This window comes from Sinorhizobium fredii NGR234 (genome assembly GCF_000018545.1).
GTDB lineage: Bacteria > Pseudomonadota > Alphaproteobacteria > Rhizobiales > Rhizobiaceae > Sinorhizobium > Sinorhizobium fredii_A.
Window position 1 is genome coordinate 2,887,294 of sequence record NC_012587.1, and the last position, 16,672, is coordinate 2,903,965.

The 16,672-nt window shown below is 63.4% G+C and carries 13 protein-coding genes; 2 read left to right on the forward strand and 11 right to left on the reverse strand.

All coding sequences use genetic code 11. From position 1 onward, the window contains the following. Window positions 1-6 precede the first annotated feature (6 nt). From NGR_RS25015 to tolQ, 11 genes are all read right to left on the reverse strand, one after another. Window positions 7-825 (reverse strand): outer membrane protein, encoded by an 819-nt coding sequence (locus tag NGR_RS25015; RefSeq protein ID WP_012709276.1) that lies wholly within the window; start codon window positions 823-825, stop codon window positions 7-9. Window positions 826-999: 174 nt separating this feature from the next. Continuing rightward, entirely contained in the window at window positions 1,000-1,764 is a 765-nt protein-coding gene (locus tag NGR_RS25020; protein WP_012709277.1) for an outer membrane protein, read from the reverse strand. Between the two features lie 214 nt (window positions 1,765-1,978). Next, complete coding sequence (gene glmM, locus NGR_RS25025) at window positions 1,979-3,331, reverse strand: phosphoglucosamine mutase (RefSeq protein WP_164924677.1); 1,353 nt, start codon at window positions 3,329-3,331, stop codon at window positions 1,979-1,981. 359 nt (window positions 3,332-3,690) lie between these two features. Continuing rightward, window positions 3,691-5,628, reverse strand: coding sequence for an ATP-dependent zinc metalloprotease FtsH (gene ftsH, locus NGR_RS25030; protein ID WP_012709279.1), 1,938 nt, complete (start codon window positions 5,626-5,628; stop codon window positions 3,691-3,693). Window positions 5,629-5,727: 99 nt separating this feature from the next. Next, complete coding sequence (gene tilS, locus NGR_RS25035) at window positions 5,728-7,065, reverse strand: tRNA lysidine(34) synthetase TilS (RefSeq protein ID WP_012709280.1); 1,338 nt, start codon at window positions 7,063-7,065, stop codon at window positions 5,728-5,730. 10 nt (window positions 7,066-7,075) lie between these two features. Further along, window positions 7,076-8,098: a tol-pal system protein YbgF gene (ybgF, locus tag NGR_RS25040; RefSeq protein WP_012709281.1), complete on the reverse strand. Its 1,023-nt coding sequence runs from the start codon at window positions 8,096-8,098 to the stop codon at window positions 7,076-7,078. 191 nt (window positions 8,099-8,289) lie between these two features. Next, window positions 8,290-8,820 carry a peptidoglycan-associated lipoprotein Pal gene (pal, locus tag NGR_RS25045; protein WP_012709282.1) on the reverse strand — a complete coding sequence of 177 codons (531 nt, stop codon included), beginning with the start codon at window positions 8,818-8,820 and terminating at the stop codon, window positions 8,290-8,292. A 337-nt stretch (window positions 8,821-9,157) separates the two neighbouring features. Beyond that, entirely contained in the window at window positions 9,158-10,465 is a 1,308-nt protein-coding gene (tolB, locus tag NGR_RS25050) for a Tol-Pal system beta propeller repeat protein TolB (protein ID WP_164924483.1), read from the reverse strand. An 81-nt stretch (window positions 10,466-10,546) separates the two neighbouring features. Then, window positions 10,547-11,617 (reverse strand): hypothetical protein, encoded by a 1,071-nt coding sequence (locus NGR_RS25055; protein ID WP_012709284.1) that lies wholly within the window; start codon window positions 11,615-11,617, stop codon window positions 10,547-10,549. A gap of 9 nt (window positions 11,618-11,626) precedes the next feature. Continuing rightward, window positions 11,627-12,079 carry a protein TolR gene (gene tolR, locus NGR_RS25060; protein ID WP_012709285.1) on the reverse strand — a complete coding sequence of 151 codons (453 nt, stop codon included), beginning with the start codon at window positions 12,077-12,079 and terminating at the stop codon, window positions 11,627-11,629. Window positions 12,080-12,106: 27 nt separating this feature from the next. Continuing rightward, window positions 12,107-12,826 (reverse strand): protein TolQ, encoded by a 720-nt coding sequence (gene tolQ / locus NGR_RS25065; RefSeq protein WP_012709286.1) that lies wholly within the window; start codon window positions 12,824-12,826, stop codon window positions 12,107-12,109. Between the two features lie 378 nt (window positions 12,827-13,204). Between tolQ and NGR_RS25070 the strand changes: the two genes are divergently transcribed. Beyond that, the gene (locus tag NGR_RS25070) at window positions 13,205-14,059 is read left to right on the forward strand and encodes a Ku protein (protein ID WP_012709287.1); all 855 of its coding nucleotides are present in this window, start codon (window positions 13,205-13,207) and stop codon (window positions 14,057-14,059) included. Between the two features lie 9 nt (window positions 14,060-14,068). Continuing rightward, window positions 14,069-16,666, forward strand: a complete 2,598-nt coding sequence (gene ligD / locus NGR_RS25075; RefSeq protein ID WP_012709288.1) for a DNA ligase D — start codon at window positions 14,069-14,071, stop codon at window positions 16,664-16,666. Window positions 16,667-16,672 lie beyond the last annotated feature (6 nt).

The following is a 16,672-nucleotide window of genomic DNA, read 5'->3' on the forward strand; positions in this document are numbered from 1 at the left end:
CGAGGTTCACCAGAGCGCGAAGCGCAGGCCTGCGCGGATTTCATGACGGGAGAGACCGTCATCGTAGCCCTTGGCGCCCTCCGACCCGGAGCTGAACATGTCGCCATCGGCAATGTGCGAATAGCGATAGCCGACATCGAACTTCAGCCGATCGGTGATATCGTAGGAGACGCCCGCCATCAGGGCATAGGTGAAGCGCCAGCTGTCGCGCCCAACGTAGGAGGTGCCACCCGTCGCCCCAGAGCAGGCACCCCCGCCGGCGACGCAGACCGAGCCCTCATGCACCGTGTTCCAATCGATATGGGTTGCGCCGATGCCGGCGCCGACATAGGGCGTGAATCCGGCGAGCGTCGCCAGATCGACATAGCCGTTCGCCATCAGCCCGAGAGCGGAAAAATTGGCGCTGTGGGAGAGTGAGCAGGACGTACCGGCCCCCTCGCCCGCGCAAGGACTTGCCGAAACCAACGAGCCGTCGAAACGGCCCTCGAAATATTCGGCCGTCAGATCGGCACGGAACACGTCGCTGAAGCGATAGCCGAGGCCGATGGTGCCGGAGACCGGCTTGTCGAAGCGGGCGCTGTCGAACGGAACATTGCTGTAGCCGCCGGTGCCGCCGTCAAAATTCCGGTAGAAAGGATCGCCCTCGTCGAGCCAGCCCGAATAACCGATGTCGCCGCGCAGATAGAGGTTGCCGCCGTTATTCGCCTCCGGGGAAATGGTGATCTCCGGCGCGTCGAGAAGGTCTTCGTCATTCGCCGCGGCGAAGCCGGGCAGGAGCAGGCCGGCGCCGAGAACGATGCTGCAAATCCCGTGCCGCCAATTCATGTCGCATGCCCTCGCCAGTCGCCGACGCCACGCCAAAGGCCTCGTGGCGGTTCGCGTTAACTATTGGCAGGGACAAGTTAACCGGCGGTTAAGCATGTTTGTTAACCGGCATGTCGCACAAAAAGAAAGGGCCGCAGAAGCGGCCCTTTGGAATGCGCTTCGCCGAGCGCTCAATCATTGCAGCGCGTAGCGCATGCCGAGCTTGAAATCGTGCGACGTGATGTCTTCGAAATGCATCGGGGCGTTGACGACACTGCCATCGTAGGCGCGGATATTGCCGGTCTTCGCGTCTCCGAGGTCGACGTAGCTGTAGCCGAAATCGATCGCCAGACGCTCGGTCGCCTGATAGGCGACGCCTGCATGCAGCGCCCAGGCAAAGTTCCAGGTCGGGTCTTCATCGGCATAGGCGACGCCGGCCATCGGCACGTTGATGTCGCGGAAGCCCGATATCGTGTTGCGCGACGCGCCGATACCGGCGCCGACATAGGGCTTGACGCCGTACCAGTCGCCGATGTCGACATAGGCGTTGGCCATCAGCAGCCACTCCGACTTGGCGCCGTCATAGTCGTTGGTGTTGTCGAATACGCCGTCACCGTCGCCGTCATAGCGGTCGAGGGCGGAGAAATCCGCCTTGCCGCGGTATTCGACGATACCGTCCATGCGTAGCCATTCATTGAACTGGTAGCCGATGCCCACGCCTGCCAGCGGCGCGCTGTCGAAGCTGCCCTCATCGACGAATTCATGAAGCGCGACGACGTCGAACAACTCATGCTCCATGCTGCCGAGCCGCTGGTTGCTCATGCCGAGGTGACCGCGTAGGTACCAACCACCGACGACGACAGGCGCCGGGTCGACCGGATCTTCAACGTAAAGGTCGGCGGCCAACGCGGGCGTGCCGCCCAGCCATGCAGCCACAACCGCAATCAAGGACTTCCTCATGACATGCTCCGCGAATAGTCTTTCGGCGCCGGTAGTTCCACCGGACAGACCATGCAACTTCTGTTGCAACCAAAACTCGCACAGCTCGGTTAATATTGGATTAAGTATAGAAATTTACTTCGTTTATTAAGATTTAGCGATTCGGCTGTTCCCAAAAGCAAAAGCCGGCAATAATGCCGGCCTCTGCAATGCGTTCTGGCTTGTCCGAAAACCCCTATGCGGCGTTGCGTACGCTGCCGATCACGGTAACCAGTTCGTCGACGATGCGCTCGACCTTGCTGCGGTCGTCGCCTTCGGCCATCACGCGGATCAGCGGCTCGGTACCGGAAGGACGGATCAGAAGCCGGCCGCCCTTGGCGAGTTCCGCTTCTGCGTCGGCAATCGCCTGGCGCACCGCCTCGTGTTCCAGCGGCTTGCCGGCCGAAACGCGGACGTTCTTCAGCACCTGCGGCACCGGCTCGAAGCGCCGGCAAACCTCGCTCACCGCCCTTCCCTGCCGCTTGACGACGGCGAGGATCTGCAGCGCCGCAACCAGGCCATCGCCCGTCGTACCGAAATCGGAAAGCACGATGTGACCGGACTGTTCGCCGCCGACATTCAGGCCGTCCTGCCGCATCTGTTCGACGACATAGCGGTCGCCGACCTTGGTGCGGTGCAGCTTCAGGCGGCGCGCCTGCAGATAGCGCTCGAGGCCGAGATTCGACATCACGGTCGCGGCGATCCCGCCGCCCTGCAGCATGCCGTCCGCCGCCCAGCTATCGGCGATCACGGCCATCAACTGGTCGCCGTCGATCACCGTGCCCTTTTCGTCGACGATCAATACCCGGTCGGCGTCGCCGTCGAGCGCGATGCCGATATCCGCCCGCACCTCGTGAACCTTCTTCTGCAGGGCCTCCGGATGCGTCGACCCGCATTCGAGGTTGATATTGACGCCGTTCGGCTCGGTGCCGATCGACACCACTTCGGCGCCGAGTTCCCAAAGCGCCAGGGGCGCGACCTTGTAGGCGGCACCATTCGCGCAATCGATGGCGATCCTGAGGCCCTTCAGCGTGACGTCGCGCGGCAGCGTGCGCTTCGCCTGCTCGATATAGCGGTAGATGTCGCCGTCGACGCGCTTGGCGCGGCCGATGTCCTCCGGCTTGGCAAGCTGCCCCGACATGTCCTGATCGATGAGTTCCTCGATCTTTTGCTCGATGTCGTCCGAGAGCTTGTAGCCGTCCGGCCCGAACAGCTTGATGCCGTTGTCGCGGAACGGATTGTGCGAGGCGGAGATCATCACGCCGATATCGGCGCGGAGCGACCGCGTCAGCATGGCGACGCCGGGCGTCGGGATGGGCCCGAGCAGGAAGACATCCAGCCCGGCCGCCGTGAATCCGGCAACCATGGCGTTTTCGAGCATATAGCCCGAAAGCCTTGTGTCCTTGCCGATCACCACCCGGTGACGATGCGCACCGTTACGGAAAATGGTGCCGACCGCGACGCCGACCCGCATGGCGAGATCCGCGGTCATCGGAAAAATATTGGATTGGCCGCGAATGCCGTCGGTGCCAAAATACTTGCGCTTCATAAGAACTCCATCGTCCTGCTTCGGCAGGATCTCTTTTGCCGGCCGCGTCTGATTGCGTGCTCCACGACTGGTTTTCATGTCCCCGGGACCTCGCCTGCGGGCCTTATCCAAGGCGGGATTGCCAACGCGATTGCGTTGCCGCCCCTCGCTCCAACTATAGAACGCCCCTTCCGGCCAAACCGGTGAATCGGGCGGCTTTGCGCCATCTTTGGCACAAATGCACAACAAACGGCAGCAACAGTATCATCAGAAATCATTACAGCCCGTTACCAAGCGCACTCGCTTCACGCCGCAAAAAACCGCCGCTCCTTTCGGAAGCGGCGGCTTGGTCTTCATAGCCTGCTTGCCACCGGCTGCAACTATTGAGGCTGCGGTTCGAAGCCGCCTTCGGGTTCCTCGCCCTTGTTGCCGACTTCCTTCTTGGTGCCGGCCGAAGGCACGGCCGAACCGCGATGCGGCGGCGTGTCGTCGCCGAGGTCGCGTGCCGGCTTCTCGCCGCGGATCAGCGCCTTGATCTCATCGCCGGTCAGCGTCTCGTATTCCAAGAGCCCCTCGGCGAGAGCGACAAACTCGTGGTGCTTTTCCGTCAGGATGCTGCGCGCCGCTTCATAGGCGTCGTCGATCAGGCGGCGGATTTCGTTGTCGATCTTCTGCGCGGTCGCTTCGGAGACATTCTTCTGCTGCGCGACGGAGTGACCGAGGAAGACCTCCTGCTGGTTCTCGCCATAGGCGACCTGGCCGAGCTGATCGGAGAAGCCCCATTGCGTCACCATCGCCCGCGCCAGCTTCGTCGCCTGCTCGATATCGGACGACGCGCCCGACGTGATGTTCTCCTTGCCGAAGGTCAGTTCCTCGGCGACGCGCCCGCCCATCATGATTGCAAGGCGCGAGATCATCCACTTGTAGCTCATCGAATAGCGATCGCCTTCGGGAAGCTGCATCACCATGCCAAGGGCGCGGCCACGCGGAATGATGGTCGCCTTGTGCAGCGGATCGGCCGAAGGAACATTGAGCGCCACGATCGCGTGGCCGGCCTCGTGATAGGCGGTCAACTTCTTCTCGGCCTCGGTCATGGCGGAGGAGCGACGCTCCGCACCCATCATGATCTTGTCCTTGGCGTCCTCGAACTCCTGCATCGTGACGAGGCGCTTGTTGCGCCGCGCCGCCATCAGCGCCGCCTCGTTGACGAGGTTCATCAGATCGGCGCCCGAGAAGCCCGGCGTACCGCGCGCCAGCACCTTGAGGTCGACATTCGGCGCCAGCGGCACGTTGCGGACATGCACCTTGAGGATGCGTTCGCGGCCGTTGATGTCCGGGTTCGGCACGACGACCTGACGGTCGAAGCGGCCCGGGCGCAAGAGCGCCGGATCGAGCACGTCGGGGCGGTTCGTCGCGGCGATCAGGATGATGCCTTCGTTCGCCTCGAAACCGTCCATCTCGACGAGCAACTGGTTCAGCGTCTGTTCGCGCTCGTCGTTGCCGCCGCCGAGGCCGGCGCCGCGATGACGGCCGACCGCGTCGATTTCGTCGATGAAGATGATGCAGGGTGCGTTCTTCTTCGCCTGCTCGAACATGTCGCGGACGCGCGAAGCACCGACACCGACGAACATTTCGACGAAGTCGGAGCCCGAGATGGTGAAGAAGGGCACGTTCGCTTCACCCGCAACCGAGCGGGCAAGCAGCGTCTTACCCGTGCCGGGAGGGCCGACCAGAAGCACGCCGCGCGGGATGCGGCCGCCGAGCCGCTGGAACTTCTGCGGATCGCGCAGGAATTCGACGATTTCCTCGAGGTCCTGCTTGGCCTCGTCGACGCCGGCGACGTCGTCGAAGGTCACGCGCCCATGCGCTTCCGTCAGAAGCTTGGCCTTGGACTTGCCGAAGCCCATCGCGCCGCGCGAGCCGCCCTGCATCTGGCGCATGAAGAACAGCCAGACACCGAGGATCAGCAGCATCGGCAACAGGGTTCCGATATAGCTCAGGAATCCCGAAGAACCGTCGGTTTCCGGTCGCACCGTCACCGTTACGTCCTTCGCCTCGAGCCGCTCGGTCAAGGCCGTGTCGACGGCGGGAGCATAGGTCTGGAACGTCGCACCACTCTCGGTGTAGCTGCCGATCACCTTGGAGCCCGTGATCACGACTTCCTTGACGCGGCTGGCATCGACGTCCTTCAGGAATTGCGAGAAGGGAATTTCACGCGAACCCGTCCGCTCCGTCGGCTGCTGGAACATGCTGAACAGCGCGATCAGGAGAAGCGCTATGATCGCCCAAAGGGCAAAATTTCGAAAATTAGGGTTCATCGAACTCCCCGGAACCTGTGACAGCCCGCGCTTTCGCCGGGCTGCTGTATGGTCCTTAACATAGGGTTCCGGCAGCGCCTTGCCAAGGAAAACCGCCGGTTACCCTTCCATTTCTGTCAAACCATCATCAACCGGCGGCGCGGGGTATCGATCGCGCCCGAACAACAGCCCGATCGTATCGGCCATGATCCTGTCGAAACCCGGCAAAAAGGTGTCGTATGGGCCGATCCGGCATTCGACCTTGGCCTCTGCGGCCGTGGAACCGAGGCTGCCGACATCCTCTGGCGCGACGCGCGGCGCCACCAGCGAAGCCCGCTTGGCAACCCCCTCAGGCAGGCCTGCGGCAAAAAGCCTCTGCCTCCACACCCCGCCCTCGGCCTCCGCGCAGATCGTCAGGGCGGTTCCAACGCTCGTGATGTTGAAACGCCCATCCCATGTGCCGCTCTCATTTGCGCCAATTCTCAAGGCCGGCAAGTTGCGTGGCTCCCGATAGAGATAGAGGCCGCTTCGCCGCCGATCGAATACCACGCGCCCCGCCGTCATGCGCCCGGCCTCGCCAGATCGCAGAAAGCCGGACAGACGCTCGATCGTTGCGCGTCCCGGCAGGTGTTCACGGCCGCCGATGACCGCGCCAACAGTCATCAGGGCGCGGCGCCAATCGGGGTCGTCGATCCGACCGGCCTGCGCCGCCGCGACCTCGGCGACGAGACCCTCGTGAACACGCAGATGCTCGCCCAACAGGACAGCGGCTCTTGCCGAAGAGGCCATGCGCAGTTGTCCGCCCCGCCGAGGCGGCGGTGCGACGCCCGAAGCCGCTAGGCTGGCGCGCACCCGAGCCCGCTCGAACAGCGGATTTTCATTGCTCGGATCGTCGAACCAACCAATGCCGCGGCCCCCCAGGTAGGCGCGAATATCGGCCCGTCGTAGCCCGAGGAACGGTCGCAGGACCCACGTGCGGCGTCCATAGAGCATGGCTGCCGCCATGCCTGCGCTGCCGTGTCCCTGTCCCTGGTCGCGCGCGCCGCGCATGGCGATCGTCTCGTTCTGGTCATCGAGCGTGTGCCCGGTGGCGATGCAGTCGGCCCGGAAGACGGCCGCCGCTTCGGCCAGCATGTCGTAGCGCTTGAGGCGCGCCGCCGCCTGAATGCCGGCGCGCGGCTTGTCGCCCGGCCAGCGGCAGACTTGATGGGGAATGCCGAGCCCGGCGCAGAATGCCCCGACGGCCGCAGCCTCGTCGGCGGAATCGGATCTCAGGGCGTGATCGACCGTGCAGGCGACGAGCGAGAACCCCTCGAAGTCCGCTGTCCCGAGCGCTGCGTGAAGCGCGACGAGAAGCCCCTTGGAGTCGCTGCCACCGGAGATGGCGACGAGAATCCGGCCTGGTTTGATAAAGGATCTTAGAAAACGTCTTGCCGCAGCGATGACGGCCTCTGGCATTGGGTCGGCCTCAGCAGCCAAAGCGGCTCTGCTCGCTCGTCACCTTCGCCCGAACCGCGGCCGATGCCTTGGGATAGCGCTTGTCCACCTCGCGCAAGGTGGCGCAGGCGGTTTCCTTGTTGTCGAGAGCCCCGAGCGACATGCCAAGCTTGAGGAGCATCTCGGGTGCCTTGGGCGACTTGCCATAGGCCTGATGCGCGTTCAGGAAGGTCTTGGCGGCGTCGCTGTATTTACCCTGGGAATACTGCGCTTCGCCCATCCAGAAGCTTGCGTCGGCCGCCTTTTCGCCCTCCGGAAAGGCGGCGAGATAGTCGCGGAACTCCTGCTCGGCCATGCCATAGTCGCCGGACAGAACATGGCCATAGGCCGACTGATAAAGATCGCCCGGATTGCTGAGGGAAGCGGTCTGCTGCTCGCTGCCGGGATTGGCGTTGAGGCCGCCATTGCCTTGATCGGCGATCCCCGTGTCCACGCCGGGCAGCGTGGCGTTGGCGCCGGGCTCAGTGCCCGTGGTCGCCGATACAGGATTGCCGCTTTCGTCGAAGATGATCTGGCCGAGCGTGCTTGGCGGCGGTGCCGCCCCTGCCGCATTCGGATCGGCATCGGCCATGTTCGCGCCGTCCGCCGGGGCAGTCGTCGGGCTATCCGTCACCTCGGGGGTGACGGACGCCTGATCGCTGGACTTCGGCGTTTCAAGTGCGCCGCTTTTCTTGGAGGAGGATTTGCCGCTTTCCAGATCCTGGAAGCGGAACTCGTTGTCCTCCTGGAACTTCCGGATCTGCTCCTGCATCTGCAGGAGCTGGAAGCTCATTTCTTCGATACGCCCGTTGAGAGAGCGGATCTGTTCCTCGAGTTGGCCAATCCGGCCGACGTCGGCCGATTGCACCTTCACCACCGGCAGATCGCTCTTGCTGGCGGCATCGCCTTGGGTCGCGCGGTTCAGCAGCCCCGAGAGCGGCATGGCATTCGCCGTTTGGCCGAGGCCCGCAAGGGCCGCAAGACCAATCAGCCCTGCCACGACAAATTTCTTCATCACATTTGTCCTGTTCGATAGATTGTTCCCGCCCCGGACCGCGCTCCGCTGTACATGCGACGATTCCATAGGGCGAGTGCCGCACAGTTTTCCAACTGCCGTGAAAAAGCAACGGAGTTCGGCCAAAGTGTGGTAAAAAAGAAAGGGCGGCCCACGGCCGCCCCTCCAAAATCATCGCAAATCGAGAGCGATCAGCTTCCGGCGCCGCCGAGAACGGTGACGGCGCGGCGATTCTGCGACCAGCAGGAGATGTCGTCGCAGACGGCGACCGGCTTTTCCTTGCCGTAGGAGATCGTCCGCATGCGGTTCGCCGGAACGCCTTGGCCTGCGAGATACTCACGTGTCGCGGCAGCACGGCGGGCGCCGAGTGCCAGGTTGTATTCGCGCGTGCCGCGCTCGTCGGCATGGCCTTCGATGGTGATGGCATAGTTCGGATACTTCGCCAGCCACTGGGCCTGACGGGCGAGCGTCGCCTGCGCATCGGCGCGGATCGAGCTCGAGTCGGTATCGAAGAAGATGCGGTCGCCGACATTGACGGTGAAGTCCTGCTGCGAGCCCGGCGTCGCAGCGCCGGCACCGAGGCCGAGGCCGGCGGCGTCGTTCGGCAGGTTCTTCTTGGAAGCGCAGCCGGCGACGGCAAGGGTCATGACGAGGGCGAGCATGACGGGATTGCGGGCAATGGTCTGCATGCGGCTTGCTGCCGGGGTGTCAATTCGGCTCATGGGCCGGGTCTCCTTGAGAAGTGTCTGAATTCACGGTTGCCAGACTGTAACCGGAAGCGGTTAATTGCTTTTCAACAGGTATGGTTAACAAATCGACAATCTGCGGCGGAGGGCCTGCTACAACAGCACTTTGCGGCGAGAAAGCGGCACTTCGGCCACAATTGCCGCCGCACCTGTGGACAACAGGTCCACGCATGTCGCCCAAAAGTGCGCCGCGGTTTTGGGGTAACGAGATGCATAAAAACAACAGCCTGAAGCGCGCCGCGTGAACAATGCGACGCGCATCAGGCGCGCAATGCGGGCGGAAAACCGCCCGCACTCTTCCTAAAACTCCGCACTATTCCATCAATGGCGACCAGGCCGGATCCGAAGCGAAGCCCTGGGTCTGGATCTGCTGTTCGTTGTAGCCCGTCAGGTCGATGGAGTAGAGCTGCGGCCCGCCGGCGCCGGCGTTCTGGCGGAAGAACATCAGCACGCGGCCGTTCGGCGCCCAGGTCGGCCCCTCGTTGTGGAAGCCGGTGGTGAGGATGCGCTCGCCGGAACCGTCCGGCTTCATCACGCCGATCGAGAACTTGCCGCCCGATTGCTTGGTGAAGGCGATCAGATCGCCGCGCGGAGACCAGACAGGCGTCGAGTAGGAACCGTCGCCGAAGGAGATGCGCGTCTGGCCTGAACCGTCGGCGCCCATGACATAGAGCTGCTGCTTGCCGCCACGGTCGCTCTCGAAGACGATCCGGGCGCCGTCCGGCGAATAGGACGGAGAGGTGTCGATCGCATTGGTGTTGGTCAGCCGTGTGGTCGTGCGCGAGCGCAGGTCCATCGTGTAGATGTTGGCGTTGCCTTCCTGCTGCAGGCTCATGATGACCCGCTGCCCGTCCGGCGAGAAGCGCGGCGCAAAAGTCATGCCCGGAAAATTGCCGACCACCTCGCGCTGCCCGGTTTCGAGCTGCAGCAGATAGACGCGCGGCTGCTGGTTCTCGAAGGACATATAGGTGATTTCCTGACGGTTCGGCGAGAAGCGCGGCGTCAGAACGATGTCGTTCGAATTGGTGAGCGCGCGGGCGTTGAAGCCGTCCTGGTCCATGATCGCCAGCTGGCGCTTGCGGGCGTTCTTCGGGCCGCTTTCGGCGACATAGACGATGCGGGTATCGAAGTAGCCTTTTTCGCCGGTGATCCGCTCATAGATCGCGTCGGCGATGATATGGGCGACGCGGCGCCAGTTTTCCGGCTGGGTGTAGAACTGCTGGCCGAGCATCTGCTGTCCGGCGAAGGTGTCCCACAGGCGGAACTCGGCCTTCAGCCTGCCGTCGCCTTCCTGGGTGACGCGGCCGGTGACGAGCGCCTGCGCATTGATGACCTTCCAGTCCTCGAAGCGCGGCGCCGCATCGGGGTTGGCGATCTTCTCGATGAAGGCGCCCTTGTCGATCGGTGCGAAAAGCCCGGAACGCTTGAGATCGGCGGCAACGACGTCGGAGATCTTCTGACCGAGCTCACCCTGCAGGAAATCCGTGATCGCGACCGGCAGCGGCTCGACGTTGCCCTTGTTGATATTGATCTCCACGACCGCGTTTGCCGGCGCGGCGAAAAGAACGCCTGCGAACACTAGCGTGAAAAGACGGAAAAAATTGCGTCTCAGCATTTCCATAAAGCCTTTCAGCCTTTCATCTTTCTGGGCGGAGCGAGGAAAGCGTGCGCGGTTTTCCCGCCACATCGCGCCCCAACCTGTCTAGAGCATTGAGCTCGGGTCGAAGTTGACGACCACCTCGCTCCACGAATCGTACTTGTCTTTGGGCAGAGCCGTGAAAGGAGCCGATTTGAGAACGGCGCGTCGCGCACCGCTGGCAAGCGCCCGGCGTGCCGCCTCCGAACCGCCGGTCGCTTCGACTTCCGGTTCGCCGATCAACTCGCCGTTCGGATCGAGCTGGAAGGTCACCTTGATGCGCACGTCCGCCGCATCGGCCATGCCGGGGATGATCGACCAGTTGTTCTGGATCTGACCGCGCAGCGCATCCATTTCGCTCTGCGAAAGCGTGTTGCCGCTCGTCGTCTTCTTGCCGCCGAGGGCCGCCTCCTCGGTCGAGCGCTTGGCGCCGCCGCCGGAAGACTCCTGCTTGTTGAGCAGCGCCGCGATCTCGTCGGCGTTGAAGTCGCTCTCCTTCTGGGAGGACGCCTTCTTCTGCTCCTTCTTGGTCTCTTCCTTCTTGCGCTCCGGGGTCTTCGCCGTCTGCGCCGGCTTTTCGACTTTCGGCTTCACCTGCGGGGTCGGCACCTTGTCCGGCAACGCCTCGGCCTCGGGGTTCTCGGCCGGCTGTTCCTCGGCCGGCGCAGGCTCCGGTTTGGTCTCCGGCTTCACTTCCTGCTTCGGTTCGGGGAGTGCTGCAACTTCGGTCGCGGGCTCCGAGGCAGGCTTGGGCTCCTCGACCTTCTGGATTTCCTCCTTCACCGGATCGGGAGTCGGCGGCGCCTTCTCGGTTTTCTCCGGTGCCGCGGCCGACTCGTTTTCGATGGGCTTGGCGTCGGGCTTCGGCGGCGTCTTCAGGTCGACGTCGTTGTCGCCGATGTTTTCGGCGTTCTCGACGGGCGTTGGCTTCTTGGTCGGGACCGGCGAAGCCTTCTCCTTGGCCGGGGCCTTCTTGTCGCCCTGCTGGATCTGGGTCATGTCCGTGATCGGCACGATGTCGACCGGCAGCGCCTCGACGTCCGCGACCTCGAATTCGGCCGGGCTGCCAAGCGACACCAGCGCCCAGGTCAGGACCAGGGCGTGGAGGACAGCAGATGTAGCAAGACCGCCCTTCATGTCCGGGGATCACTTTTCCTGTTCTTGAAGCGTTACCAGCCCGAGATTCTTGAAGCCGGCAGCCGAGATGCGCGCCATGACCTTCATCACCGTGCCGTAGTCGGCATTGGTATCGCCGCGCACATAGATGCGCTCGTTGTAGCCCGTCGTGGCGATCGCCTCGAGCTTCGGAACGACCTCGTCGATGCCGATCGGGGTCTCCTGCAGGAAGATTTCACCGGCCGGATTGACCGAGACGGTGATCGGCTGGGTGTCGGCGTTCATCGCCTTCGCCTGCGTTTCCGGCAGGTCGATCGGCACGCCAACGGTCATCATCGGTGCCGCCACCATGAAGATGATCAAGAGCACCAACATGACGTCGACGAGCGGCGTCACGTTGATTTCGCTGATCGTACCGCCCTTGCCCCTGCGCCGGCGGCGTCCGCCGCCCGACCCCTTGGCTCCGCCTACTGCCATACCCATCAGCGTCGTCTCCGTGCTCGAAGGTCGTTATTGCGCGGCCTGGCGCGAAGGCTGCAGCTTCTCGTCGATCTGCCGCGACAGGATGGCGGAGAACTCGTCGGCGAAGGCTTCCATGCGGGCGCTGAGCTTGCCGGCGTCGGCGGTGAACTTGTTGTAGGCGATGACGGCGGGAATAGCGGCGAGCAGGCCGATGGCGGTTGCCAGCAGCGCCTCCGCGATACCGGGCGCAACAACGGCGAGGTTGGTCGATTTCGACCCGGCGATTGCCTGGAACGAGGTCATGATACCGACGACGGTACCGAAGAGGCCGATGAAGGGGGCGGACGAACCGATCGTCGCGAGCGAGCCGAGCCGCGCCTCGAGCGATTCGGATTCGCGAGCGAGCGTCACATCCATGGCGCGGTCAATGCGCATCTGCAGGCCGATCGGCGAACGGGCGCCGCGTTCGAAGCTCTTCTTCCACTCGCGCATCGCCGAGACGAAGATTGCGCCCATGCCGGTCGTCTGCCGATCGGAAAGGGTGCGATAAAGTTCCTCGAGCGACTGGCCGGACCAGAAGACCTGCTCGAAATTGTCGAGCTGCCGGCGCACGCGCCCGTAGTTGAGCGACTTGTCGACGACGATCGCCCAGGTCCAGACCGAAGCTGCAATCAGCCCCAGCATGACCAGCTTGACCACCAAGCCCGCTTGCATGAACAGCGACCAGAGGGTCACATCGCTCGTCGCGGCCAATCCAACCTGTTCCATCGATCTCAGTCCCCGAATCCAAACACCCGGCAGGAGCAACGCATGCTCATGACCGGGTCGCCCAAACGTCCTGCTGCAAAATGCCCCGGCATCGCCGCCGTTCGCGGCAATTGCGATCTACTCGCTTCAGCCTGCCTTCTTGCCGTCAATTTTGGTCAAAGGATGACGTGCACTGCACAAATCCTGATACACAGATAAAGACACTATTATCGTTAAGGGAGTGTTACCGGAGCGGCGCTGCCGGCGGCTGCGGCGCGGAACTTCGCCAAAGCTCGTACGTTTCCGGTCAATGGGCGCTCACGCGAGAATACAACCGAGACGAAACAGTCACCGTGGCTCGACCGCAGCGGCGCGGCGCCGGCTGAGCGGGGCATAGCGATGGCGGCACGCGCACTCTGGAAAGGGCAGCTTCGCCTGTCGCTGGTATCGATCGCGGTCGAACTGTTCAGCGCGACCCGCTCCGGCGCGAGCATCTCGTTCCGGCAGATCCACAAGCCGTCCGGCAAGCCGATCCATTACGAGAAGGTGGTGGAGGGCGTCGGACCGGTCGATGTCGACGATATCGTCAAGGGTTTCGAATACGAGGACGACCGATACGCCCTGCTCGACCCGGAGGAGGTCGACGCGATCAAGCTCGAAACCAAGAAGACGCTGGAGCTGGTGCAGTTCGTCGATGTCGGCGAGATTCCGCCGCTCTATTTCGACAAACCCTATTATCTCGTTCCGGCGGACGATCTGGCCGAGGATGCCTACCGCGTCGTCCGGGATGCGCTGAAGACGGCCAACAAGATCGGGCTGGGGCAATTGACGCTGCGCGGCCGGGAGTATCTCGTCGCGGTGAAACCCGGCGGCGACGGCCTGCTCCTCGAGACGCTGCGCTATGCCGACGAGTTGCGCAAGGCCGACCCGATGTTCTCGGACATATCCGGCAAGAAAGCCGACAAGGAACTGCTGGAGGTCGCCGCAGCGCTGATCGAGCGCAAGACCGCTCCCTTCGACGCCCAGGCCTTCAAGGACAATTACGCGACGGCCCTTCGGGAGCTTGTGAAACGCAAGATGAAGGGCAAGTCGGCGCGCGTCGAGGTCGAGGAAGGCGAACGGCCTGAGCGCCGCGGCGACAATGTCGTCGACCTGATGGCCGCCCTGAAGAAGAGCCTCGAAAGCAACGAACCCAAGAAGAAGCCGGCAAAGGCGCACTCGTCGTCGCGCCGCACCCGGCGGAAATCGGCGTGAGGACGATCGATGGCCGCGCGAAGTGCACCGCTTTCCGAATACAATCGACGCCGCGATTTTACCAAGACGCGCGAACCGAAGGGCGCGGTCGCCCCGGCAAGCGGCGACAGGAAGCGCTTTCTCGTCCAGAAGCACGACGCGACCCGGCTGCATTACGATTTCCGTCTCGAATGGGAAGGCGTCCTGAAGAGCTGGGCGGTCACCCGCGGTCCAAGCCTCAATCCGGAGGACAAGCGCCTCGCCATCCGTACCGAGGATCACCCCCTCGCCTATGGCGACTTCGAGGGCACGATCCCGGAAGGAGAGTATGGCGGCGGCACGGTGATGCTCTGGGACACCGGCTGGTGGGAGCCGGAAGGTGACCCGTCGAAAGGTCTGAAGAAGGGCAAGCTTTCGTTCAGGCTGCATGGCAGCCGGATGAAGGGCGGCTGGGCGCTGGTGCGCATGCGGCCGCGCGACGGCGAGAAGCGCGAAAACTGGCTGCTCGTCAAGGAGACGGACGAGATAGCCTCCGAGGAAGGCGAGAGCCTGATCAAGGAGAACGTCACCAGCGTGGCGACCGGCCGCACGATGGACGAGATTGCCGGCGGCAAGGGTGAAAAACGGGCACGCGTCTGGCATTCCAACAAAAGCACGGCCGCCAATCTGAAGGCCGGTGCGATCGCCGGGAACGACAACCCTCGCAAGCGTCAGGCACGAAAATCCTCGGGCAAGCTGCCCGCCTTCAAGGCTCCGCAGCTCGCCACGCTGGTGACCAAAGCACCCGCCGGCGAAACGTGGCTGAACGAAGCCAAGTTCGACGGTTACCGCCTGATATGCGCCATCGGTGGCGGCGCTGTCCGCTGCTACACCCGCAATGGCCTCGACTGGACCGAGAAGTTCCCGGCGATTGCGGCCGCCCTTGCCGAGCTCGATTGCAAATCCGCCCTGATCGACGGCGAGGTGGTGGCGCTGTCGGACGCGGGATCAAGCTTTTCGGCGCTGCAGAAGGCGCTGAAGACCGGCGCCAGCACGAGGCTCTACGCCTTCGACCTCATCGAACTCGACGGAAAGGACCTCGGCCGCGCGCCGCTCATCGACCGGAAGGAAAAGCTGAGAGGTCTGCTCGACTCGCTCGGTACCACGGCGACCGTCCAGTACAGCGAGCACGTTCAGGGCAACGGGGAGCATGTGCTTGCGGCGATATGCAAGGCCGGCCAGGAGGGTATCATCGCCAAGGAAGCGAAGGCGCCCTATCGCAGCGGCCGCACCCGAAGCTGGCTCAAGGTCAAATGCACCAAGCGTCAGGAGTTCGTCATCGGCGGCTATACACCCTCATCGAAGAAAGGGCGGCCGTTCGCCTCCATTCTCGTCGGTACTTTCGAGGGCGGCAAATTGATCTATCGGGGCGGCGTCGGTACCGGCTTCGGCGAAAAGGTGATGGAGGAACTCGCTGCCGCCTTTGCAAAGCGCAGCCGCGAGACGCCGCCGTTCGACAGCGTGCCACGAGAAAGAATGCGAAAAGCGGTCTGGCTGAAGCCGGATCTGGTGGCGGAAGTGGATTTCGCCGAATTCACCGCCGACGGACATGTCCGCCACGGCTCGTTCGAGGGATTGCGCGAGGACAAGGAGGCCAAGGCCGTGAAACTGGAAACAGCGAAACCGACAGGCGCCGCGTCGAAAGCCGCGAAGGGCAAGCCCTCGGCCAATACCGGCAAGGCGTCGTCGCCCAAGGGCGACACCGATGTCCTCGGCGTCCAGATCTCGCATCCCGACCGCATCCTCTTCGAAGGTCAGGGTATCACCAAGATCGATCTTGCCCGCTACTACGCCGTCGTCGCCGACAGGATGCTGACCTTCGCCGCCGACCATCCCGTCTCACTGGTCCGCTGCCCCCAGGGCGGGCAGCGGCACTGCTTCTTCCAGAAACATACGAACGACGCTTTCCCGGAGGCGATCCGCGAAGTGCCGATCACCGAGTCCTCGGGCGAAACCGAAAACTACATGTATGTCCATGACGCCAAGGGCCTCGTCGCCGCCGTGCAGATGGGCACGCTCGAGTTCCACATCTGGGGCGCGACGATCGACAAGCTGGAAACGCCTGACCGGTTGGTCTTCGATTTCGACCCCGATCCGAGCGTCGACTTCACGACCGTGAAGAACGCCGCCCGCGCCCTGCGCGACGAGCTGGCGGACATCGGTCTGCAGTCCTTCGCGCTGGTGACCGGCGGCAAAGGCGTTCACGTCGTCGTGCCGCTTGTCCGGCGAGCCAGTTGGGACGACGCGAAGAGTTTCGCCAAGGCCGTGGCGCAGAACATCGCCGATCGCGATCCCGATCATTTCGTTGCCACCATGTCGAAGGCGAAGCGCAAGGGGCGGATCTTCATCGACTGGCTGAGAAACGAGCGTGGCGCCACGGCGATCGCCCCCTATTCCAGCCGCGCCCGCGAAGGCGGGCCGATCGCCACGCCGGTCGGTTGGGACGAGTTGGAACGGCTGAGCGGGGCCAACACCTTCCGCATCGGCGATATCCTCGAGCGCATCGAAGCGGACACCGACCCGTGGCGCGATATCGGCAAGGTCAAGCAATCGCTGACAAAGAAGATGATGGATTCGGTCATAAAATAGGAAGTC